Origin of the sequence: Mesorhizobium sp. M2E.F.Ca.ET.219.01.1.1 (genome assembly GCF_004016445.2) — a bacterium.
Classification (GTDB): domain Bacteria; phylum Pseudomonadota; class Alphaproteobacteria; order Rhizobiales; family Rhizobiaceae; genus Mesorhizobium.
Map to the genome: position 1 here is coordinate 45,783 of NZ_SADT02000010.1, position 24,219 is coordinate 70,001.

Below are 24,219 nucleotides of genomic sequence, written 5' to 3' on the forward strand. Positions count from 1 at the left end.
CTGGTAAGCCACGTCGCACCGAACGCGCTTACGACAAAAACGAGAGCCTCGATAAAATGACTGAGCCTGTACACATTCAGTCGTCTCATCCTCATACCACCCATCCAAAGACTGAGCTTGTTGCGCTACTGCGACAGAGCCTAACATATTGGAGAGCGCTCACTATTTCTATGCTAAACAGTCTCGCCTGAGTATATGTTTTGAGTCGCTAATTATGGAATTCTGCCAGTCTGCATTTCCCCTGATCTGATGTAGAGCAGCTTCTAAGTGGGAATTAGTCCCCCATCGACCGGATCGGGCGACACGAACATGCGCTGAAGGCTTGGCGGAACGGCTACTGGGACCATGATGCTACTCGAATGCAAGATCGTGTCAGAACGTCCCGGGAAGGCTGCAGGCAGGGGATGTCAGGTCAATCAGCCTATAGATATGATACCGCCCATTCGCTGAGACTTCACGATGGGCATAGGAGGTGGGAATTCGTGCCTTGAGATGGACGCGGCTGTCGGAGCAGGCGAGCACGGCAGCAGCGATGGCCTGAACCTTCGGGCCGCTGACAAAAACGTTCACCACCGCACGCGAGCCGAACCCGTCGAGATACGTCTCGAAAGCATCGAGGTGGGCCATCAGCCCGAAAGCCTGGATGTCGCGAACTTCGCCATCTTCGAGCCGGTGGGTTTCACGTACCTTGGCCACCTGTTGATCGAGCAAAGCATCGATATGCGCATTCTTCTCGCTTCTTGGGACGAGGAGCGAGATCCGTTCCGGACTGACGATATCGATCAATCCGTAGAATACGTCGGCATCTCCTCCGATCCCCACGAGCAGGACTTTCTCTTCGCCCATTCCTCCGCTGCCTTGAAGATGAGGGACGGTGACGTATCGGTCCAAGCCGCTGGAAAAATCCTCTTTGCCGATCGCGTTCCCGTAGATACCTTCGGCGTACCCGAATTCGAGAGACTGAATCGACATTTTCTTGAATGCCACCGCAATCAGCCATTGGATGTAGATTCGCGGCATCGTCGAGCACTCGACGAAAACCTTCCGCAGGCTTCCTTCGTATGAGCCACATGAAGCGGCCATCTGAGTGAGCAGGTGATCGAGGAGATTGATGTTCTTCTGATACTCGATGGAAGGCTCGAGGGTGATCGCAGTCACTTCGACGCCCCATCGGGTACCCATAGCGATGAGCTTTCGCCGGTTTTCTTCGACGGCTGGGACGTTCGCTTCCTTCAGAGCAAAGTCCAGAACCACGATTTTGCCGACCTTCAGGTCAAGATGGTTTTCGAACGCGGCGAAACGCGTTTCCCATCCAAGCGCGACGATCGCGATATCTGCCTCCATCGTTTCGCAGGTACCTGCATCTCTCGCCTTCTCAGTGACGGCCAGATGGCCGAAGACTCGATACTCGACAGTTGAAGCGGTCATTCGAGATCGCTCTCGAAAAGCGAGTGCTGGAATTCGGTCTTGAGTGCGGGGCGCGCGACGAGCTCCTTAAACACCGAGTCGGCCCAGTCTTCTGGGAGCCGATGCCTGGTAAAAAGCAGGTCGACCATCTGCGCCGCAGGGATTGTGTTGATTTCGTACGGGCCGCGATAGGAGAACCCGAAGTAAGGTGCAAATCGCCGATGCAATCTGATCAGCATCTCCTTCGATGCGGGGTCGGCGCGGTCCACCTCAAAGTTGCCGGCGGCGGAGACCTCCCGGATAAACCCATCCCTTTCCGCCCGACGCAGGACCTCGTCCAGTTTTCCGCTGGGTTGCTCCAGTCGGTTCACCAGCGAGCGCATTTCCTTTAGATCAACCCTGAAAATGCCTCTCTCTGTCGTTCCTAGAGCATTTTCTTCGGCAAACTCTGTCTGGAGGCGAGCGGTCAGGTAACCCAACGCCCGCACCATGCGCACGCTCTCTTCTTCGTACGGATGTGAAAGCGCCTGAAGTCCATCAAGCTTCCGTTGAGAGGCGGCGTTCACAGCCTGTCTCTGCTGTTCGAGATGAATCTGTAAATCCGAGTTGATGAATTCCACCAGTTTTCGTGGATCACTGGAACTCGGAACACTGCGGCGGAAGATCTCTCCCATTATATCAAGGAAATCGCGTATACAGACGTCGCTCAATGATGTGATGATCTGGTGCCCTACGTACGGGTAGTCATGCAGACGCAGCATCTGGCACGCTTTCAGAAAAGCCCATCCCTGTTTCCGGGCGATCGACCTCTTCAGATTTGAAGCATCCGCCTTGCTCATGGGCCGGCGCTTGATTTCCGGGTTCATGAGCGCGAGCGCCAGCCCTTCGGCATAAGGGCGCGCTTTTCGATCAAGAAGGAATTGCTGCTGATCCGCCGTCCTCAAATTCACGGAGAGGAATTCACGTGCTGCATCAGCGAGTGCCACAAGCTCTTCTCTGCCCTCGGAATGACCCGATATGATAACCCGCTCGATGATGTCATTGACGGAAAGCCGCCCCAGCCGGTTTTTGAGCGAAAACGCGCTGAGCGCATCGTTGCGCTTGAGATCACTCCGCAGATGGTCAGGAAGCGCATAGTAGAGCCGAAGCGACGACACGTTCTCGCACAGCGTGGCGAACTCCCTCGGATCGACTGAATCAAGATTCTCGACGTCCCGGTCAGCATTCGAGAGCGACTGGCCGGGTATGATCGTCCGGATCGTGTCGTAAAGGCCGCCGATGTAGGCGAGGACCCATTTCACATTGCCGCGCGTCTTCCTCACCAAGGTGTTCAGGAACTGCTGTTGGAGCGGTGTCAGTGCCTCACAGTCGTCAATCAGGATCTTGAAGAAGGGCGCCCTGTCACCGGCGAAAGATGGGCCATTTAAAAGTGGGGTGATCGCGGTCGCGACCTTGTTAATGATCGCGCCAGGGTCTGTCGCTCTGAAGCCGGTCGCTCCCTCATCGGCGGCAAAGAAGAACGCGTTGAAGCATTCGTCGACGTACCGGGTTATCCCACCCCGCAGCTCATCTATGCTGAAGAAGTCGAGACGGGCAGGTTGGGGTATGAAGTGCAGCACTTCGCGATGCAGTGCCAAGGCGACGTCCCTATCTTCAGAGGCCCGGTATTTCAAGTGGCTGTCGCGTCTGAGCTGGCTGATGCTCTCGAGCAGGCGTTCGACTATCTTCAGCTCCAGATAGTGAGAGAAGATTACGAATTGCCGCGGGATCACGGCGGCCGTGTCGAAGCGTATCCGCTCCGGAATGAGGTTCAGAACCGCGTTGTCGATTAGGGGCGAAAATGTCTCATTGAGCTGGAAGAAGACGCCATACCAGCCGAGCTTGCCGACTTGGTCCGCGAGACTTTTGTCTTCGAGGATATGAACTGTGGAAAGCGAGCGAAGAATACTGGTCTTGCCGCTGCCTCTCGTCCCTGCGACGAAGACCGGCTTGGCGGCGGCAGAAATCAAGGCCGACTTCTGACTGAACCACAGTATCGGGCGACTTTCGTACTCGATCCTGTTGGGGCCGAACGGATTCTCCATCTCTATTCGTCCCTTACCTTAATGCGCCAAGCCGAGTTTGCCTTCGTGAGGCCGTCTATCTCGACGAAGCGCGCCGCTTGGAGCATCAGAAGAGAGTCTTCCAAATCTAGCCCGAGCTCGGCGGAGGCGGCAATCTCAGTGATCTCGTCCCAGAAGAGTAACCCATTCCCGCGCCTGGTGGCATGGTCGCGCAGTCGGCGCATCAGGTCAAACGTGTCGTTGTTCAGAAAGGCCTTGCCGTTGGACATAGTCGAGATGAAGCAATGTTCGCCTTCCATGACCGTCCCGTCGGCGACATTGGTGCGGTAGGGTATAAGTCGGATGCCGACGAGCTCTCCCTGATCGGTCGTGAAGAAGACGAGCTCATTGAAACCTGACTGTATCTCTGGTGCTGAGATGCAGATCAATTTGCCGTCCGGAAACCTTGGATCGTTGACGATCTCGACCGGATCGGCATGTATGTGTCCATGCAGGTAGACGATAGGCTTGTTGCCCTGCAGCAGCTGAGTTCTGACAAATCCGCTGTTGAGCATCTCCGCGTATGGCGTAATGCGCGGAGTCTTTTGTGGCAGCAGATTGTGATGGCCGATCATGATGCCGTAACGCATGTCGGGCTGCTGGAGCAATTCCTGTAGGCCTGCAAGCATCTCACGCGAGATGTATGGCGTGTCCATCTGACCGTAATACTCGTCGTCGGACGCCTCCTTGTCTGGATCGCTGGGAGGTGTCGCGGGCGAATGTCCCGAGGTGTCCGGCGAGCCGAGATCTACAGGTTCTGTAGAAGGACCGAGTGCCTCGAGACGATCACGAAGGAACGCGGGAAGGTTCTGAAGCTCCCAACTGCCTATCGCTGTGTTGACGAGGATGAAGTTTGCGCCTGCGGATCCTGTCGGAAGTCTGAAGTGCACGGGTTGGTCCACGGGAACGGTCTGCCAACCCAAGCGGGCGGCTAAACTCGCCATTTCGCTGAATTTCTCAGTCGGTCCAAGTTCGCGCGCGTCATCACGGTTCACATCGTGATTTCCCGGTACGAATATCAACGGAAGCGCCTTTGAACTGCGCCCCTGTGCGCGGCAGAGCAACGTGAAATGCTGGAATGCCGAAGCAATGAAAGTCTTGTCGCCACGGCTCGTGAAATCCCCCATGAAGGCGATCGAATCCAAGGGCTTCGAAGTCGTCAGCCGCCGAAGCTTCGTCAAGACGGCACGCAGCGAAGACGCGCGTAGCTTCTGCGTTATTTTCGGAGCGAACTTGCTATCCTTGGCATCGATGTTGCTAGAGGAAGGATGCCAATCCGGATAGTGAATATCGCCTACTTGAAGGATTCGCACCCGTCGCATAACTCGCCCCCCCGCCGAGAGCCATAGACTAATCCGTTCGCTTTTGCCAAGCGCGAAACGATCATCCGACCGCATCGCCTGGAAAGCGCGTTTATCTTTTTGTTGGTAATGGAGAGGCACGACGCAATTGTGCCCCCGGTTGCTTGTCTGCCCACCAAATGGGCACTCAATCTGGGCGCATGGCTTATGATTTCTCGAGTTTGTCCCATAACGAGTTTGAGGATTTGGCCCGCGACCTCGTAGGTCGCGAGATCGACAAGCGTTTCGAGGCCTTTCCCGAGGGACCGGACGACGCGATGGATGGTCGACATGCCCTTGCCGGCGGCGACATTGTGCAGGCGAAGCACTACCAGCGGTCAGGCTTCTCGGCGCTGAAATCCAAGATGAAGAGCGAGCGCACAGCCATTGATGGCTTGGCGCCCTCGCGATACTTCCTCGTCACGTCGGCTTCGCCCGCGGCAGGCGGACACCGGCATGCGCAGCAGGATGAAGCCAGTGAGGGCCAGTAATACACGACAATAGTCATTAGGCTAGAGTACAGTCGCCTTGGGAGGCTGTTCGAATTCAATCCGGCGCTTTTCGGCATCCTTTTTTCGTTTGGTGGTGTCGATACGATATTGGTCAATTCCATCAAGATCGCTCTTCATATCGTTTGGTGTTGGAACTGGAATGGCCTTGGCGGACGCCATGTCATGTCCAGAACGCTCCGAAACTCGCTTCATGGCCCAATAGATTCGCTTGTGGTCTTCGTCCTCGACCACCACACCCTTCAGGCTCTGTGTCTTGACATCGCTGTTAAATCGCTCGACGACTTTACCGAGCAGGATTTCTTCAACGAGCCTCTCCCAGGTTTCCCGAAGATCGCTGTAGAAATCCTTCGCTGACCTTCGCCAAGCATCGGTGGTGAAATCAGTGGCGCCGTCGAAGCTCTTCAGGCGCGTCTTGAGAGTCTCGATGCGCTTCGTGACAGACTGTGCGATCCACGGCTCGTCAGTTTCGCTAATCAAGCCAAAACCGGCAGATTCGGACTTGTTGATGTAGTTTCGAACAAGGGGAATCGGCGGATTGGCCTGCGCAGCTGCGTCAACCACCTCGTTGAAGAACAGAAGATTATGGGTGAAAATAATAATCTGACGTCCTGTGGCCGCTTCTTTTACGAGCCTTGCCGCGACCCGCCTGATCCGAACATGGTCGAGAGATGACACGGGGTCGTCGATGATCATGCCTTGACGCGATGTGTCTCCTCCGACCTCGGCTAAGAAACAGGCCAGGGCAAGCGCGCGCTGCTCTCCTTCGCTTAAGACCTTGCTGTTTGAGATCGCTTTTGCCGCGTTGAGCCCGACCTCGAAATAGCTCTGCCCATCTTGACTACGATCATTAACTGCGAACGGGATGTGCGTTAACGCCAGAGTCTCAATCTCGGCGACGACGCGCTTTTCGAGATCCTGCATGACGAGGCTTCGTCGAAGCGACGTCATCTGCCGTGACACCGAGCCTGTTTCGACAGCATCGCAGCATGAGAGAAGCTTGCGCCGCTCTTCGAGATTCGCCAAGCGCGCGAGAACGATGGTGAGATCGTCGCCCAGTTTTTTCCGATCCTTGAGTGTATCGCGACGAGCTCGATCGGTAGCGCGGTTCCCGTCGTCGGCCGCTGCCTTGTCGTCCGTCAGCGCTTCGGCCTCTAGCGCCTCCGCCTCCGTTCGGAGTTTCGATGCAACTGGCGCCGCAAGTTGCGGGAACGCAGCGTACTCGGACAGCGCAGCCGCAACGACAATTGCATCACGCCTTTTACCTGCCTCGACATAATATGCCGAGATCAGGGCCACCATCGCCTTGCGTGCGGCGGACAGATCGCCAAACTCTCCGAGAGCCGCCTCAACCGCCTCCCCGGTCGCAATGGTGAGTCCTTTGATTTGGCGCAGGGCCTCTTCATGGGCAATAGATGCGACTTGCGCCGCCTTATTTGCGGCGCCCGTTACGAAGTCATTGAAGGATTGGATCCGCCCCGCGGCGTCCGCCGTCATCGGCTCCTGGCAGAGCATGCAACGATCGCCTTCCTGATCTGGCAAGTGCTGATGATCGATGCCAGTGACGCTCGCTAAATAGGCTCGTGCATGGTCGAACATATACCGCCAGGGAGAAAGCCCAACGCCGCTCAACGGCATAGTCGCGAACGCTCCTGAGGCGGCAAGTTGTGCAGCCTGCGCTGTAGAATCGGCTGTTGCATATAGATTGCGATAAATCTCGAGGGCCGCCGCTGAGAGAGCCGCGTCGATCTGTTCAGATGCAGTCAGCAGTTTTTCCAAGGCCGCCTTGGCACGCCGACGCTTTGTCGCCATCGTTGAAGGGTCGCTTGCCAGAGCCTGTTCGAGGCCAGCGAGATCAGCCATGTCCTGCTCTGAGAGGGCAGCGAGGTTTTTGATTTCGGCTGCGGAAGGCATCACGTCCTTTGACTTGATTTCGAGACGAGCCAGCAGCTTTACGACCGCGCCGGCAGCTGTGTACCCACTCGGCAATGGTGTCTTTAGGTTCTTTTCGATCGCTTTGATTTCTTCCCGGAAGTCGGCTTCGAGCTCGGTGCGGTGACGTCCATGGCTTTCGAGAAGCGCGATGGCTGCGGGCAGAAAACCGATACGGTTTTGCTTATCGACGTAGAGGCGAGCGTTCGCGGAGTCGAAAACGGAGATCCGTGCAATTGACGCGGGGGGCAGCGTTCCGTCCTTCCAGGTTATGGGGGTCGGTTCCGTAGCACCCTCTTCGAGAAACCGGACAAGCACTTCGGCTGGCGGTTTGGTGCCGATCTCGAACACGTTGCCAAGAAGATCATCCGCCGTCAGACTACGGCAAAGCTTCTTCGCGATCCGGCAATAGCCGCTCTTTCCGCTTCCATTGTCGCCGTAGATAATGGTGATGCCATCGGTGGCGAAACGCAGTTGCTGCTCTTCGGCGAGGCGGTTCAAATGCTTGACGGGGCCGAGTGAGCAAAGCACCGCGCGCGGCTCGTTCGAACTGTTGGCCCTCAAATGCTCCGCCGAGAGCGGAGAGCATTCGGGCAGATCAGCGGTAAATCCACCGACGTGGCGGACCCGAGCTGTTACACCGGCCTTATCCTCCTGCTCGAGGTTGAAGCCCGGCCGCGCGGCGTGTCTTCTTAAGGCATCCCTAATCCAGTCGGGCTGCTTATCCGCCCATTCCAAAAGTCCAACCTCGGCCATTCCTGCCCCCCGAATCTTACCATCATTATACTTATTGATTAGTCCAGATTCGATGAATTCGCTTGTCTGGACAAATTTTCCTCGCGATCGCACATAGAGTGCTGGAGATGTACCCAATAAATGACCTCCCCCCGCGCCGCTAGGTCAGCAAACAAATGCTTCAGCGATCAAACGTCTCCACAACGACATCAGCAATCAAAGGCATTGGACCGCGCGCACGAATTTAGGTAGCCGGCAACGCGTACGAGGAGATAGAGCTGGAAGTGCGTGCCTTTCGATAGTCTATGGGCGGAATTCGACCGCCTCACCGATAGGCCGATCGAGGTTCGCCGTCACTGTCGGGCTGGGTCCGAGTCCGCGATAGGCGCCACGACAGCGCTCGCGATAGGCGCGCAACGCTTGGTCCATGGCGCCCGGACCGCCACACATTTGCGGATGACGTCCTGCCCGTCTTGGGTTTCAGCAGCGTGCGCCGGCGCTCCGATTTCCGCGACTTTTGGATCCCCTCCAATCGTGACGACCGATTATCGCCTGTCTCCATTTCGACCGTTATCTGGGCGGTAACACTTTTAGAAATCTATGCTGCTGGACATAAGCGGCGACCATACCGAGAATTTACTTTCAAATTCTGGCGGCAAAGTTCTATCGTAAATGAAAATAGGGGATGGGGTATGGAAACGAGTTCGGAGACTGGCGATGCTGCCGGTATATCAGCCGCGCCCGTAATAGAAGTCGTGGCGGACATCGCCGCCAGCTTTACATATGCGTCCTTCCAAAATGCTATTCCGGTGATCCGGTCTATCGCGCTCAACAACCCGACCCAGCAGGGTTTCGAAAAATGCACTCTCGAGCTGACATCGAACCCCCCTTTTTTGCGCGCCAAAAGCTGGACAATTGATCGGATCGTTGCTGGCGACCGGCTTCCCTTAAGCGATCGAAAAATCGATCTCGACGCCGGCTATCTGGCCGGTCTCAACGAGGCTGAGCGCGGGGAGATAACGTTGCGCCTAACCTCAGGAGGCGCAGTGCTGGCCGAGCAGCGCGTTGCGGTGCGCCTGCTTGCCCGCGACGAATGGGGTGGCGTCGTCGATATGGCGCAATTGCTCGCCGCATTCGTCATGCCGAACGACCCGGCGATCGCAGGACTGCTGCGTTCCGCAGCGGAGCTGCTCGCAGCGCATGGTCATCCTTCCAGCCTCGATGGCTATCAAAGCGGCAATCCGCAACGCGCATTCATGCTGGCGGCCGCAATTTATTCGGCCATTGCTGGCCTATCGCTGCATTATGCAGAGCCACCTGCGAGCTTCGAAAGCCGCGGCCAAAAAATTCGACGTCCCTCAATTATTACGGCAGAAAAGCTGGCAACCTGTCTCGATACCAGTCTGTTATTCGCGTCCGCCCTGGAGGCGACGGGCTTGCATCCCGTCGTTTTGATGTTTCAGGGACACGCGGCCGTCGGCGTCTGGATGACACAAAGGACGCTCGCCAACGCCATTGAACCCGATGCCATGGAGGTCCGCAAGGCGCTGGCATCGCGCGAACTCATCGTGTTTGAGACGACAGGCGTGACGCATCGGCCGGCGATGACGTTGGAGGCTGCCCAACACGCAATCGAACAGCGGCTCGACGAAACGCAGGTAGCCACCTTTGTCGCAGCCATCGATATACGCCGCTCGCGCAGCGGCGGCATCACACCGCTTGCTTCGCACGAACCGACGCGCCGCAGCGTGGATGCAGAGGCGGCAACCGAAATCGCGTTGCCGTTGCCAGCCGCACCGGCCGTGGTAGCCCTGCCGGTCGAGATCGTCGAGGTAAAGCCGACGACAGCGGCCGGACGGATCGACCGCTGGCAGAAAAAGCTCCTCGATTTGACACTGCGGAACCGCCTGCTCAATTTTCCGGACTCCAAGAAGACAATTCCGTTTCTTTGTACTGACGTCGGCTACCTCGAGGACCGTCTGATGGCAGGCGCTTCGATCCGGCTGATTTCGCTCCCCGAACAGAATCCACTGGGCGAGCGGGATGCTGTCCTCTATCGCGAGGTGCACGGACGTGACCTCCAGCGTGGCTTTGCCGCGGAAGCGCTTCTGCGCGACGAGCTCCCGTCGACGCTCGATGGGCGTCAATTGGAATCCCGGCTGATCGATCTTTACCGGCAAGTGCGCAACGATTTTGCCGAGGGCGGCGCGAATACGCTCTTCCTGGCGGTCGGCTTCCTGCGCTGGAAGAAGAAGGCCGAGGACGAGCGCAGCTATCGCGCGCCATTGCTGCTCGTACCGGTCAAAATCGAGCGCCGCAGCGCAACATCGCATTTTACCTTGCGCTTCCATGAAGATGAACCGCGATTCAACGCAACCTTGTTGCAGTTTCTCGAACGCGACTTCGAGCTCAAACTGCCACAGTTTTCCGGTGAGCTGCCCGAGGACGAAAGCGGCGTTGATGTGCCGAGGCTGCTCGGTCTTATGCGCCAGGCAGTGCGCGACGTCCCCGGCATGGAGGTGGTGGACGAGACGGCGCTGTCGACCTTTTCCTTCGCCAAGTTTCTCATGTGGAAGGATCTGGTCGAGCGTACCGATGCGCTGCGCGAAAACCGTGTCGTGCGCCATCTGATCGACACGCCGGAGATAGCTTTCGAGGGCAATGGCGCATCATTCCGCGACGAGCGCGAACTCGACCGGCACTATGCCCCGTCCGACATGGTTTTGCTGCTGCCGGCCGACTCCTCACAGACCGCCGCAAGTCTTGCCGCCGCTGAGGGTCGCGATTTTGTCATCATCGGTCCTCCCGGCACTGGCAAGAGCCAGACCATTGCCAACATGATTGCCAACTGTCTTTCAGTTGGCAAAACCGTGCTGTTTGTGGCCGAGAAGACGGCGGCGCTCGATGTGGTGTATCGCCGCCTGCGCGAACATGGCCTGGGCGCGCATTGTCTCGAACTCCATTCCAGCAAGGCGGACCGACGCAACTTTCTCACCCAGCTCAGGATCAGCTGGGAAAGCGGCGTGCGCGTGGACGCAGCGGAGTGGATTGCGATCAACGAGCGGCTTCGCGTCCGTCGCGACGAACTGAATGCCTATGTCGAAGCGCTGCATCGGCACCATGTCAATGGTCTGACGCCTTATCTGGCGCTCGGCATCGCTCTCAAGAACAAGCGGCAGCACGCTCCGAGATTGTCCTGGCCATCGCGCGATTCCCATGACGAGGCAAACCGGCTGGCGCTGGAGCATATTGCCGCCGAAACAGGTCTCGCATTTCAGTCGGTGGAGATGCGGTCGGTCTTGCGTCTTATAGATGTCACCGAGTGGACGTCAGGCTGGCAGGACAATTTGCTCGAAGGGGCAAAGACCCTCAAGAATGCGTCCGAGGTTCTAGCGACCGCACTCGACGCCTTCCTGGTGAGCATCGGCCTGCGCGCCAAAGGCGACGCGTCAAAAGCGGAGCTCGAAGCGCTGCGAAAACTAGCAGCGGCACTCCAGGACAGTGCCGGCTATGACGTCAGCATTGTCTTTGATCGAGATTTCGCCCAGTTGCGGGGAGCCCTCGCCACTCTCAATGAGGCAATCGGAGACTATCGCAAGTCTCGCAAGGACCTGTCGGCCCGCTATGACGAGGCTGCCGTTGCGCGCATACGGGTGGAGGACATAGAGCAGCAATGGCAGCAGGCCGCTTCTGCATTCTGGCCAAACAGTCAGTTGGGCAAACGCAAAGTCCAGAAGCTGCTTCAAGGCTATGTCACAGAGGGGGTAGCCGATCCTCAGCACGACTTGCTGCTGTTGCGCCTGATGCAGGACCGCCGGGCCACTGTCGAAGCCAACATCCTATCTGGGAAGCCGATCGGATTTGCCGCACTTGATACCGACACCCACCGTATCGATCAGATACTCTCGATGGCCGAAAGGCTTCGACAGACGCTACGCCTGCCCGGCCTCGGCACGGAGGATTTCAAAGCGCTCCTGCAAGCAACCGCCCCGAGCCTGCGAAGCGGTGCAGCAGATAGCACGATGCGCTATGGGGCAGCCCGCTTCCTTGCGGCTTCTGCAGCATTCGAGGCTGCCAAGACCCAATTTGCGATCCCTGCTGGAAAGACGCCTTCTTGGGCAGAACATGATAACCCGCTGACCGAATTGACGACTGCGATGGGAGACTTGCTCGACGCCCGTCATCTTCTCCGGGACTGGACTTCGTGGTGCGGCATTCGTCGCAGGGCTGTCAGTCACAATCTGGGAGCGTTGGTCGACGATATCGAGGCGGGTCTAGTGCGACCAGCTGAAGCTCAATCCGCGTTCCGCCTGGCCTATGTACGCTGGTGGCTGCCGGCCACGCTGGATGCCGATCCGGTGCTGCGGAATTTCCGTCGCTTCCAGCACGAGCACGCCATCGAAGATTTCCGGGAAATCGACGATCTTGTCCGCGCTCAAGCAAGCCTTCGCGTCATCAGTGCCATCGCTCATGGTTTGCCGGCTGTGCAAGGCGTCCCGCGCAATTCCGAGTTGGGCCTGTTGCGCCATCAGATGGAATTGCAGCGGCCCAGCCGGTCAATCCGCGAGATGATTGGCGCGATGCCGACGAGCTTTGCCAAGCTCGCGCCGTGCATGCTGATGTCCCCTCTTTCAATCGCTCAATATCTACCGCCCGACCAAGCCCTGTTCGACGTGGTGATTTTCGACGAAGCATCGCAGATCACCACCTGGGACGCCGTCGGTGCCATCGCGCGAGCCCATCAAACCATAATCGTAGGCGATCCCAAGCAGTTGCCGCCCACCAATTTCTTTGGCCGCAACGAGGAGGACGAGGAAGTCGTCGAACACGAAAAGGATCTTGAGAGCATTCTCGACGAAGCCAAAGCGGCCGGCATCCCGGTACGTGACCTGCGCTGGCATTATCGTAGCCGCAATGAGTCGCTGATCGCCTTTTCCAACCATCACTACTATCAGAACCGGCTCATCACATTCCCTTCGCCAACGGTGGAAGATCGGGCAGTTCAGCTGCGAAAAATCACGACCGGCATCTATGACCGTGGCAAAAGCCGCACCAATCGAATCGAAGCCCAAGCGGTAACCGACGAGGCGGTCAGCAGGATGCGGCGTTGGCTGGCCCTACCGGAAAAGGACCGACCCACGCTCGGAGTCATCACTTTCAACGCGCAACAGCAGTCGCTCATCCTCGACCTTTTCGACAAGGCACGCCAGACAGAGCCGGAGCTTGAATGGTTCTTTGCCGACGAGCGTATTGAGCCCGCCATCGTCAAGAATCTGGAAAATGTCCAAGGGGACGAGCGTGACATAATCCTGTTTTCGATCACCTTTTCGCAAGATAATGCCGGCAAGCGCAGCATGGATTTCGGCGCGCTGAATCGGGACGGCGGCGAACGCCGGCTGAATGTCGCGGTGACGCGTGCGCGGCAGGAACTGATCGTATTTTCAGGTTTTGCCGCCGACCAGATCGACCCCAACCGAACCAAAGCGATCGGCGTACAGCATCTCAAAGCCTTTCTCGATTTTGCCGAACGCGGCGCTGTGGCATTGCCAGCGCAGGAACGCGGATCGGTCGGAGCCCTGGAATCCCCTTTCGAGGAGGCCGTCGCTGCCGAGCTTGAGAAGCGCGGATGGACCATCGTTCCTCAAGTCGGCATTTCGGGCTTTCGAGTGGATATAGGGATCCGGCATCCCGATCTCGCCGGCGCCTATCTGGCTGGGGTCGAATGCGACGGCGCGACCTATCACAGTTCTGCCACGGCGCGAGATCGAGACAAGGTCCGCGAGCAGGTCCTGCGCGGCCTCGGGTGGAACATTGTCCGGGTATGGTCAACCGATTGGTGGTTTGATCTCGAAGGTTGCACCGAGAGGCTTCATGCCAGCCTGGCCGCGCTGCTCGAGGAAAGCCGTCGCAAACAGGCTGAACAACAGGAAAGTGAAGCCGCGATCCATTGGGACATGGGACATAAGGTCGACCCCATGGACCCATTGCCAGCCGAAGACCTAGCATCGGCCGGCGAACCGGAACATCCGTCGATAAAATCAGAGCCAGAACTTGTCGCCGCTCCCCTCGCGACGGGAGAGCGCCCATCGGCATCTGCAGGAATTTTGCCTGCGGCCGCGCATTCGACGCATGATACCGTACCGACGGGCGGCCGTTATCGCCTGACTGATCTAACCGGATTTTCCACCAGCCCGGATCAGTTTTATGACTTCGTCTACCGAGGCACGCTGCGGTCCATGGTCGACGCGGTGATCGAGCAGGAAGGACCTCTGCGAGATGACGTCCTTGCGCAGCGCATCGCACGGGCGCATGGCTGGCTCAGAACGGGCAACAAGATTCGGGAGCGGATCGACCTGCATCTGCGCGAGTTCGATAGAACTGAAGAATCCAGCGGCAGCTTCCTATGGAAGAGAGGGACGGTGGTCGACCTGCTTGATTATCGCATGCCGTTCGATGCCGATGCCCGCCGGTCCATTGCCGACATTCCAATCGCCGAGCTGGCCGCTGTCGTCGTTGCGAACGAGGACATTCTGGAACAGTCCGACCCCGCTCTCGACCTTGCACGTCTGCTCGGTGTCGAGCGACTTGCGGCGATTTCACGCTCCCGGCTGGATGAAGCCATCGATCGCGCCCAGCGCAACCTGGCATCGACATAGTCTCGGAGACTCCATGTTTCGATTCATCCACAGCTCCGATCTTCATATCGGCAAGCGGTTCGGCAACATGCCAGAGGATCTGCGCGGGCGGCTCCGTGAAGCGCGCCATGGCGCGATCAGCCGGCTGGCAGAGCAGGCACGCGTCCATGGTGCATCCACCATACTTCTGGCCGGCGATACGTTCGATACCGAAACGCCCACTCCAGCGATGTTGCGGCAGGCCATGGCCGAGATGAGCCAGAGCGCGCCTCTGCGCTGGATATTGCTGCCTGGCAACCATGATTCCCTGTTGGCTGATCAATTGTGGAGTGCAGCGGACAGCGTTGTGCCGGACAATGTCCTGCTGGCGACGCGGCCCGAAACCCTGACCATTGGCGCGGACGTGGCGCTGCTGCCTGCACCTTGCACCACCCGCAGACCCGGTCGCGACCTTACCGAGTGGATGAACAGCGCCGCGACGCCGCAAGGCGCCATCCGGCTCGGCCTTGCTCATGGCGCTATTCAGAACTTTTCCGAAGATTCAGCAGCGTCCGATGTCATTGCACCAGATCGCGCGACTAAGGCCGGCCTCGATTATCTGGCACTTGGCGACTGGCACGGACCCGTCACCATCAATGAGCGCAGCCGTTATAGCGGTGCGCCCGAACCTGACCGTTTCAAGCATGATACACCCGGTCAGGCCCTTGTCGTTTCCATTGCCGGGCCTGGCGCCGTGCCCGAGATCGTGGCCGTTGAAACAGCTAGCTTTTCCTGGAAAACCGCTCCCCTGCATCTGCTGTCTGGCGACGACAGCGCCGCGGCATTTGAAGCGTTGCTTCCACCGGCTCATCTGCGGCGTCAGACTTTGCTGCGAATTGCCGCGTCTGGCCGGGTGCGGTTAAGTGGGCGAACGATCCTTCAAGCGGCGATCGCGGTAGCCGCGCCCGACTTCGCCTATCTGGAACTGGACGGGGACGGGCTCGCGACCGACTGCGAAAGTGGCGATTTGGATCGGATCGACCGCTCTGGTGCCCTTCGCGAGGCAGCGCAGGCACTGTTGGATGAAAGCAGCGACGAAACCCGGTCGGCTGTCGAACGCGACATATCGCGAGAAGCACTGGTTCGGTTGTTCAGCTATTGCGAGGCGATGGGATCATGAAACTTACGGCCCTTCGGCTCCACAACGTCAAACGGTTCGCCGGGCAAGGCGTCGCCATCGAAAACATCGGCGACGGCGTCAACGTGCTTTGCGCGGTCAATGAGTTCGGCAAATCAACCTTCTTCGAAGCGCTGCACGCACTCTTTTTCCAGCCTCACACGGGCACACCCGAAGGCGTGCGACTGTTGCGGCCTTACAGTGGGGGCAATCCGGTGGTGGAGGCCGACATCACCACTTCAGAAGGACGCTATCGACTTGCCAAGCAGTTTTATGGCGGCAGGCTGGCCAGCGTTATTGACCTCGACGGCGGGCGACTGTTGGCTCAAGCCGATGAGGCCGAAGCCTTTATCGGCAAACTAATCCATGGCGGAAGCGCAGGACCGGCAGGATTGCTCTGGGTTCGCCAAGGGGTCACCGGCATCGAAAGGCGCAGCAAAAGCGAGGAGGACGGCGAAAAACGCGTGCGCGAAAGCCTACTGTCCTCGGTTCAGGGGGAAGTTGAAGCCCTGACCGGCGGGCGACGCATGGCCGAAATCGCCGCGGCATGTGAAGAAGAACTCTATAGCCTGGTTACGTCAACGCTGCGTCCCAAGAGCGGCGGTCTCTATGCGGCAGCGCTCGACGAGCGTGACAAGCTGGTGAAAGACGAGCAGCGTCTCAGCGCCGAAGTCACCGGTCTGCGCGATTCGCTCGACAAGCGGCGCATGGCGTTGGCGCGTCTGTCTGAGCTTGAAAACCCCGAAGAAGGCGCCACTCGGCGGGAAGCCATCTCGGCCGCGGAAGCCGCAGTCGAGGCCGCCAAATCGCACAGCGAAGCCTTGAAAGCCGCCGAGGCGGAAGCTGCCCTTGCCGCAATTCACCACGACGCGGCGCAGCAGGCCCTCGATAGTTTTCGGACCGCGCTCAAACGAGCCACGGATTTGCGCCAGCAGTCGACGATTGCGCAGCTTCGCCGCAGTGAGGTTCTCGATCGGCGCGCTTCTGCCATTGCCGAAAACGAACAAGCGATGGGCGAAGTTCAAGCAGCCGAACTGGAAGAGCGCGAAGCACGCGAATTGCTCGCGCGGCTGGATGCGACTCTTTTGGCGCGTGACGCTGCCGAACAACTGGCCGGCTCGGACAACCGGTTGAAACAAGCCGAAGTCGCCAGAACCCAGATCGAAGATGGAGAGGCAGCACTGGCGATGCTGGCGGTGCCGGAACAAGCTGTCGAGCAACTCCAGGCGCTCGAAATCGAGATCGCCAGCCTTCGTGCAGCTCACCTGGCAACCCTGCCGACGCTATGCATGGAATACCGGGACGGCGCCGCCGATTTGGTGACCATCGATGCCAAGCCCTTGCCCCATGCAGAAGACCAAAGCTTTGCTGGCACCGTACGCCTGGATATTGCCGGCATCGGAGCCTTGACCCTGCGATCGAATCGGCCGCAGCAGGCCGACCGGACCATCGAAGACGCCGAAGCGAAGCACCGCAGCCTGCTTGCGTCCCTCGGTGTCGATAGCCTCAGGACGGCACGCCAGCGCCTAGTGGAAGCGCGCGACAAAGCTACCGAACTGGGCTTGGCGCGTCAGCGACTTGCCGATCTCGCGCCCAAGGGGATACAGCAATTACACGAGGAGCTTGCTCGTCTGAGTGCCCTCGGGGCCGGGGACCTCGAACTCAAAGTCGATCCAGAACAGATCCGGCAACATCATGCCGCAGCCGAGCAGCGTGTGGCGACAACACGCAACAGCGTGCGCGAGGCCTTGCCTTTGCGCAGCCATGCCGACGAGGCTGTCATGGCTGCGGAGACGGCTTATGTCACCATCCAGGCGGAACTGACCAGCCTCGAGGTCATATTGGGACCCGATGCAGCGCGCGAGGAAAAGGGGCGCTTGCTGCTCACCGAGGCCACCGCACGACAAAAGCTGCGCGAAGCGGCCGAAATGCGCGCTGCTCCCCTGCGCGACGGCGCTCGCGATCTCACCAGCGCTGAAGCCGTTCTGCGCCGCGCCCGTTCGGTTCAGGATGCCGCCACACAGGAAGCAAGTCAGTTGCGTGTAACCCTGGCCGATCTCAATGGCCATATTCGCACTCGGTCCGACGACGCGGTGGAAGAAGCTTTGCGCGAGGCCACAGAAAAATTGGAAATCGCTGGAGAGCGAGCGAGACGCTTCGAATTCGAAAAAGCCGTCCTCGACCGGCTGCGCACGACGCTGGTCGCTGCGCGCTCGACGGCACGCGATCTTTATCTGAAGCCGGTCATGTCCGAGCTGCGACCGCTGCTTGGATTGCTATTCGATGACATCTCCATAGTGTTCGACGAGAACACACTGTTGCCACAGACCGTTCGCCGCAATGGTCAGGATGAGGATGTCGATAGGTTGAGTGGCGGCATGCGAGAACAGCTTTCGGTTCTGACACGTCTGGCCTTCGCCCGTTTGCTTGCCCGCGACGGCCGACCCACACCGGTTATCCTGGATGACGCTTTGGTTTATTCCGATGACGACCGCATCGAGCGCATGTTCGACGCTTTGCATCGTCAATCACACGATCAGCAGATTCTCGTTTTCTCCTGCCGCCAACGCGCGTTTGCAAAACTCGGCGGTAACATTTTGCAGATGAGCGACTGGCAACCGGGTCGGTCATAAGCGGAGATCGCGCAGCCTCAGCTAGGGCGACGGCAGATCGTATCGTGTTACGATTGCAATGCCGTTTTCGATCTCGATTTCGATAACTTCATTAATCAGGAATTCCTCTGGGCCAAGATCCTCGAGGAGAGCATCGAAGAGCTCTCTCTGTTTTTCAGGCCCGACCTGAGGGACGACGATAATCAGGCCGGCGTGAACCGGTTCTTTGGCATAGAGCTTCCTGAAGTCCTTAGCATTGTTGGTGACGAAGGTGAAATCCTCATCGATAATGAGCGGCATGAGGTCCCAGTCGGTTTCGCCGCTTAGCCCAAGCCAGTTGACGTGGTTTGCTTCATGTCCGCGTTCTTGGGCTACCGCAACCAGAGACGTGTGCAGGCACTCATCGATCAGAAACCTCACGAGGTCACACGCGTCTCGACCTGGCCGACGGACCTGGGTCGCCCTTCAAAACCACGCGCTTCGACGACTTTATTTTCACGCCCTGCTCGACCAGCTTCTTAGGCCGCCCACGAACCGGGTGCGCGGCGACCCACATTCTGGCGAGCTCAATCACGCGCGGCGTTAGCTTCGGATATCCCTCCAGAACCTCCGCTTCATCTGCGCCCTGCGCTAGCATCGTCGTGATCATACGAACAGGGATGCGGGTTCCTTTGAAGACAGGCTCTCCGCCCATCACCCCTTTAACGCGGCCGATGGCGGCCTCCGCTTCATCAAGATCCACGATGCGCGCTTTGAGCTGTTTACGTGCCTCGGCGACGTCGACGATCAGCAGGTCGTCGGCCCTTACGGTCTTGGCCCTTGGGGCAGCTTTGATTTCCTCGAACAGGCGGTAGCGACGATCAGCGGGCAATGTCGCACCCACGCCATACCAAAGCTTGAGCCGCAGCAAATCCTCGCCGGTCAATGCCCGTCGGACGACCCCACCGATGCGCCGAGCAGTGCTTGGCACAGTATCGACAATGCGTTTGTCGATCGCATTGTGCACGGCCTTGATTCCTATCCCGCTGACGGCGGCTGCCTCTGCGGGGGTGTAGATGCGAGCAAGTGTGCCCATTATTCTTCTCCTTATAAAGAATAATATAGGCCGTTTGACCCCCTCCGTAAAGGCACGCGTCTTTGGAATCACGGCGGTTAGCAAAGGCGGTGGTGAGCCGAGAGGCCTCACAAACCCTTGGGGCTCGAGATGGCAGACTCGGCGCAGTATAATTGCGCTAACTATCGAATTTGCAGTTGGCGACAAACGACACACGAGTTCGTCGCGGACTTTTAACTCTGCGAAGGCGCGTCTTCGAGCGCTTTGAAACCCTACACCCATCTGCAGGCCATCTGTATCAAGCTTTGGACCAAAACCGTTTCCATCGCTCACGAGCGTTCTCTCTGGGGGTCTCAAGTGGGGCTTGCCCATGGCCACGAATTTTTGGGCGACAGCGGTGCAGAGGCCGCATACCGCTGCCTGCTTGACGTCGCTGACCGTGTCCATGTCCGAAATTTGCCTACAAATTTCGGACGCCCTTGGGCGCGCTAGATTCGCTATGGAAAGCTGGAAGCACTCGCAAGCCCGGTGGCCACAGCGTCTGCAGCGCCAAGCTATTCCTCCGTATCCAAACCCGCATCCTCATGGCCACTAGCCAACTCTGGCATAATTTCACCAGCAAGCAGCTCATCTCTGCTCAGCAGCCCGGCATCCTCGAGCGCCTCGCAGTCCGGGAGATCGCGAAGCGTGTCGAGGCCGAACTCGAGCAGGACGCTTTTGTCGTCACATAGGTGTAGGGAGCGCCGGGCGTCGGACTGCGCGGGTTCGACGCGATCAGGCCGGTGCCGCAGATGGCCGATCAGGTCGCGACTGATTACTTCCCGAAAACCGACGACAATTCGGCGCGGGTAATCGGCTGGAAGTGCCGATGCACATCAGCATCAGCACGTCCGACCACGTCAGGTCCACGGCACGCCCGCTGCTTCCGCAGGCGCGGATGGCATCGGCATAGGCCGGCCGTGTCAGGTGCTTCCAGCCGCCGGCGACAGCGACGAGGTCATAGGGCCGTCCGCGCAGCTCTCGGATGTCGTCGATGAGAAGGTCACGGGCGAGCTCGCGGGAGAGACTGCACCGCAAGCGCGTCCCGCGCGCGCGAACTGCTCGATCAACTGATCTCAGACGACGACGAATCTCGTCCAGATTCCAAAAGCGGTGGCCGCAGCGGCGCTTTGCGGGCTCGCGTTACCACAGATCGCAGAACTGTGATCTCGCCTTGTGCCCGAGACCGCAATCTGGGCTCGCGACGAAGCATATCGCTTGCGATCATCAAAGGACGCGTCGACGCCGTCGGTTGCCTTTTCCACCGCCGCCTCACACATCGTGTTGGGGCTGAAGAGCTACCTGCAAATCCTCGCAACGGGCGCGGCCGCATCCTTGATTTTACAAATTGACACGTCTTGGTTTTTAGAAAATGCCACGTGCGATGATGGCGCCAAAAAAAAATGTCACGCGAGATGATCATGCCTGAGGTAAATGGTCCGCCAAAGTTGGGAAAGGTATACCGGTTGAATGGTGGATAGGTACGCCGGATAAAAAGGGCTTCGGGTTCCGGAAGACGAACTAATCGACGGATAGGCGCTGCTCGTGAGGGAAACTGCATGCGCATTACGGTTATGACCATCCAGGGATGTCGGATATGATCTTGAATAGTGACATTGCAGGCCAAAGAGCGGCCGAGAAGCTAGCAGAGGGCCTGAAATCGCAGGGCAAGCAGCAATACGAAGAAAGGTCGAGGGAACGCGAACGAGATGTGTCTCGTTAGGTCGCACGTTGCACCAGGGGTGCGTCGGAAGGCACTCCGCCGTGTCCTGAAGAGGTAGCCTGCACTTGAGAATAGCCACGGTGGTACCTTATTTTCGGCTGTGAAGCACACGAGACCCGCGACGTGAGACCCAGTTGCTCAATACCCAGTTGCTGGGTGAGCGTGCATGACTGCCAACGGAAGGTCTTGCACGCACCCTCGCGATCTTGAGCAATGGTCGCCATGACTTTCTTCTTGCAGGCTTTTGAGTGGCCCAGCCTGCAATCACCAGACCCCACCGACTCTAAAGAGCGTGGCAGACGGGATAGTCGAGGTTGCCCGGCACAATTACGCTCAAGGCTTGCGCCGCCCAGAGGACACGCTGAAAAGGCAGCATGGGCGCGCAAGCACGCCATTCACGAGAGGTTCGACATGAAGACTATGCAAGAAAAAGACATTCCGGCATTCGTGCAAGCAGTTGTGGAGGCCGGCTGCAACATTTGCGCGATTGGCAACTTGGGATATGTCTTTGGCGATGCTGATTTGACGCCGGCGCAACGGAGGTCCGTCGAGCCACAGCTGCGCAGGATTGCTGAGATCTACGGCGAACGCGATCATCTCATGGACGAGATAGCTGTATATCTGCGGTCGATCGGACGCCATGTCGAGGTTGAGCCGAAGACAGGTGTTTCCTGATGGCCGCGATCGATCGCGTTCCGTAGTCGCCATTTCTATTGGGTAACGAGCAGCCGTCTTCCAACCTCTGAAACAAAAAAGAGGTGACCCCCAAAGGCCGCTCTCGAGACCGCAAGTCTGAGCCGCTAACGCATTGCGATAACCAGGCTGTCCGAACTGGGCGTCGATGCCTTCCTCGACCAGGTCGCGGTAGGCGGCGATCTCATCTACCGCATGCATAGCCAAGCCAGAGAAGTTTTCGGCAGCGGAATTCTCGGTCGCTTCCCCTTTTATGACTAGAGGGTGCGGCCGATCCGGCCGCGACGATCTCGCAGGGATTGCCATATACGGCAACACGAACACCGGCGGATCAATACTCGGATAATGGCGGCCGGCTATGTAGCGATCGATCGCGCACCAACATATCAATGCAATAGCTTAGTTGCTTTCAAAGGCGGGTCTCTACGAACTGCAAGCAAGCTAAACGATTGCGTCAACTCTTCCTCGCAGAGCGAAAACTCCGCGCCCACGCGATTTCTCTGCTGGAACAGCGGCACATCCTCAGCGCCAGGACACGGCCGCCGCCGTCGGGTTTTACGAAGCCGGTGATTGCATAAGTTGCCCGCAAGATATCATTGGTATCGGGAACGCCGCCGATGCCGCATCCTGAATAGAGCGGCCGCTTGCACCTGCCAGCCCGACGACCAGATCATATCTGCAACTCCATCTACCTGGACGTGGTGCAAATCACCTCGCTGAAGCCGCAAATCGTCGCCTTCGACCAGGATAACCACATCCGTGACCGCCTGAGCTACTCGGTCGATCTCGACGCACATGGCCGATACAGTTTTTCCATCCTTCACGAAGCGAATGAGACTTTGGCCATTCCAGCCCTGGTCTACGGGGCGTGACTTGTCCCCGATGCATGCGCGAGCTCTCCGCTCGGCCGGCCGCCGGACGTCGCCACCGGCCGAAGGCGCCCGAAGGCGCCCGAAGGCGCTTGACAAAGCAGCACCGGCCCATTCAACTTGAGGCATTCACCAGGGGAGTCCCGGTAAGGGGCTGAGATACTGCTGGCTTTCGCGGCGCAGTGACCCGTTGAACCTGATCCAGTTCATACTGGCGTAGGGACGGTGCAAGCGCTTTGCGGGAGTTTACGCCCGAGGTCCTGCTGCAGCAGGTCTACAGAAGCGTCTTTTCATCCTTCCGGCACAGAACTGGGTCTCCAATGCATGAGCAAAGGAGCCTCACGATGAATGCCCTCACCCCCGCCGTGTCGACGGGACCACTGCCCGCCTCGCGGAAAATCCACAAGCCCGGCGTCCTCTACCCGCAGATCAGGGTGCCGATGCGCGAGATTTCCGTCCATCCGACGGCCGGCGAACCGCCCGTCACCGTCTACGATCCGTCCGGCCCCTACACCGATCCATCAGTCCAAACCAGCATCGAAAAAGGCCTTGCCCGGCTTCGCCACGAATGGGTCACGGCGCGTTGCGATGTCGAAGCCTATGACGGCCGCCACGTCCGGCCGGAAGACAATGGATTCGCCACCGGCGAGCGCCTGACACCGGAATTTCCGATACGCAATCGGCCGCTCAAGGCCAAGCAGGGCAAGGCGGTGACCCAACTTGCCTATGCGCGCGCCGGCATCATCACGCCAGAAATGGAGTTCGTAGCCATCCGCGAGAATCTCGGCCGCGAGGTGATGCGCGGCAAGCTGCAACGCGACGGCGAAGCCTTCGGCGCGGCGATCCCAGATTTCGTCACACCCGAATTCGTGCGCGACGAGGTGGCGCGCGGACGCGCAATCATTCCCGCCAACATCAATCATCCCGAGAGCGAACCGATGATCATCGGGCGAAATTTCCTGGTGAAGATCAACGCCAACATCGGTAACTCGGCTGTCACATCGTCGATGGCCGAAGAGGTCGAAAAGATGGTGTGGGCGATCCGCTGGGGCGCCGATACGGTGATGGACCTGTCGACCGGCCGCAACATCCACAACATCCGCGACTGGATCGTGCGCAATGCACCGGTGCCGATCGGCACGGTGCCGCTCTATCAGGCGCTCGAAAAGGTCGGCGGCATCGCCGAGGACCTCAACTGGGAGGTCTATCGCGACACGCTGATCGAGCAGGCCGAGCAAGGCGTCGACTATTTCACCATCCACGCCGGCGTGCGGCTGCACTACATACCGCTGACCGTCGACCGGGTCACGGGCATCGTCTCGCGCGGCGGCTCGATCATGGCCAAATGGTGCCTGCACCATCACCGGGAGAGCTTCCTCTACGAGCATTTCGAGGAGATCTGCGACATCGCCA

Annotated in this window: 13 protein-coding genes, 1 pseudogene and 1 riboswitch; of the genes and pseudogenes, 7 read left to right on the forward strand and 7 right to left on the reverse strand. The window is 58.7% G+C overall.

Features of this window, described 5'->3' with window-relative positions:
- Nucleotides 1-372 precede the first annotated feature (372 nt).
- Genes EN862_RS33410 through EN862_RS33420 form a run of 3 tightly spaced genes read right to left on the reverse strand, consistent with a single transcriptional unit; the run spans nucleotide 373 to nucleotide 4,951 of the window.
- A complete protein-coding gene (locus EN862_RS33410) occupies nucleotides 373-1,428 on the reverse strand; it encodes a hypothetical protein (RefSeq protein WP_126057630.1) in 1,056 nt (351 codons plus the stop codon).
- The gene (locus tag EN862_RS33415) at nucleotides 1,425-3,491 is read right to left on the reverse strand and encodes a hypothetical protein (RefSeq protein WP_126057629.1); all 2,067 of its coding nucleotides are present in this window, start codon (nucleotides 3,489-3,491) and stop codon (nucleotides 1,425-1,427) included. Before EN862_RS33415 ends, EN862_RS33410 begins: the two co-directional genes overlap by 4 nt.
- Before the next feature lie 2 nt (nucleotides 3,492-3,493).
- Entirely contained in the window at nucleotides 3,494-4,951 is a 1,458-nt protein-coding gene (locus tag EN862_RS33420) for a metallophosphoesterase (protein WP_126057628.1), read from the reverse strand.
- Between the two features lie 59 nt (nucleotides 4,952-5,010).
- Between EN862_RS33420 and EN862_RS33425 the strand changes: the two genes are divergently transcribed.
- Nucleotides 5,011-5,340 carry a hypothetical protein gene (locus EN862_RS33425; protein WP_186815491.1) on the forward strand — a complete coding sequence of 110 codons (330 nt, stop codon included), beginning with the start codon at nucleotides 5,011-5,013 and terminating at the stop codon, nucleotides 5,338-5,340.
- Nucleotides 5,341-5,361: 21 nt separating this feature from the next.
- Here the strand turns inward: EN862_RS33425 and EN862_RS33430 are convergent, their stop codons facing one another.
- Nucleotides 5,362-8,046: an AAA family ATPase gene (locus tag EN862_RS33430; protein ID WP_126063811.1), complete on the reverse strand. Its 2,685-nt coding sequence runs from the start codon at nucleotides 8,044-8,046 to the stop codon at nucleotides 5,362-5,364.
- Between the two features lie 671 nt (nucleotides 8,047-8,717).
- Here EN862_RS33430 and EN862_RS33435 point away from each other — a divergent pair.
- From EN862_RS33435 to EN862_RS33445, 3 genes are read left to right on the forward strand one after another with little or no spacing between them, the layout of a single operon-like run.
- The gene (locus EN862_RS33435) at nucleotides 8,718-14,681 is read left to right on the forward strand and encodes a DUF3320 domain-containing protein (RefSeq protein WP_126057627.1); all 5,964 of its coding nucleotides are present in this window, start codon (nucleotides 8,718-8,720) and stop codon (nucleotides 14,679-14,681) included.
- Between the two features lie 13 nt (nucleotides 14,682-14,694).
- Nucleotides 14,695-15,819: a DNA repair exonuclease gene (locus EN862_RS33440; RefSeq protein WP_126057626.1), complete on the forward strand. Its 1,125-nt coding sequence runs from the start codon at nucleotides 14,695-14,697 to the stop codon at nucleotides 15,817-15,819.
- A complete protein-coding gene (locus tag EN862_RS33445; protein WP_126063810.1) occupies nucleotides 15,816-18,449 on the forward strand; it encodes an ATP-binding protein in 2,634 nt (877 codons plus the stop codon). The genes EN862_RS33440 and EN862_RS33445 overlap by 4 nt, the downstream gene beginning before the upstream one ends.
- A gap of 21 nt (nucleotides 18,450-18,470) precedes the next feature.
- On the opposite strand, the gene EN862_RS33450 is transcribed toward EN862_RS33445, so the two are convergent.
- The 3 genes and pseudogenes from EN862_RS33450 to EN862_RS37090 all read right to left on the reverse strand — a co-directional run bounded on the left by EN862_RS33450 (nucleotide 18,471) and on the right by EN862_RS37090 (nucleotide 20,559).
- On the reverse strand, nucleotides 18,471-18,848 hold the full coding sequence (locus tag EN862_RS33450) for a DUF5615 family PIN-like protein (protein ID WP_126057625.1): 378 nt from the start codon (nucleotides 18,846-18,848) through the stop codon (nucleotides 18,471-18,473).
- A gap of 4 nt (nucleotides 18,849-18,852) precedes the next feature.
- Complete coding sequence (locus tag EN862_RS33455; RefSeq protein WP_126057624.1) at nucleotides 18,853-19,503, reverse strand: DUF433 domain-containing protein; 651 nt, start codon at nucleotides 19,501-19,503, stop codon at nucleotides 18,853-18,855.
- Between the two features lie 533 nt (nucleotides 19,504-20,036).
- A pseudogene (locus tag EN862_RS37090) lies at nucleotides 20,037-20,559 on the reverse strand (SMC-Scp complex subunit ScpB).
- Between the two features lie 898 nt (nucleotides 20,560-21,457).
- Here EN862_RS37090 and EN862_RS37590 point away from each other — a divergent pair.
- The 3 genes from EN862_RS37590 to EN862_RS33475 form a co-directional block, all read left to right on the forward strand.
- Nucleotides 21,458-21,919 carry a hypothetical protein gene (locus EN862_RS37590; protein WP_306283303.1) on the forward strand — a complete coding sequence of 154 codons (462 nt, stop codon included), beginning with the start codon at nucleotides 21,458-21,460 and terminating at the stop codon, nucleotides 21,917-21,919.
- A gap of 662 nt (nucleotides 21,920-22,581) precedes the next feature.
- The gene (locus tag EN862_RS33470; RefSeq protein WP_245454713.1) at nucleotides 22,582-22,809 is read left to right on the forward strand and encodes a hypothetical protein; all 228 of its coding nucleotides are present in this window, start codon (nucleotides 22,582-22,584) and stop codon (nucleotides 22,807-22,809) included.
- A gap of 121 nt (nucleotides 22,810-22,930) precedes the next feature.
- Nucleotides 22,931-23,047, forward strand: a riboswitch (TPP riboswitch).
- Between the two features lie 103 nt (nucleotides 23,048-23,150).
- On the forward strand, nucleotides 23,151-24,219 hold a 1,069-nt coding region (locus EN862_RS33475), incomplete at its 3' end, for a phosphomethylpyrimidine synthase ThiC (protein WP_189342947.1).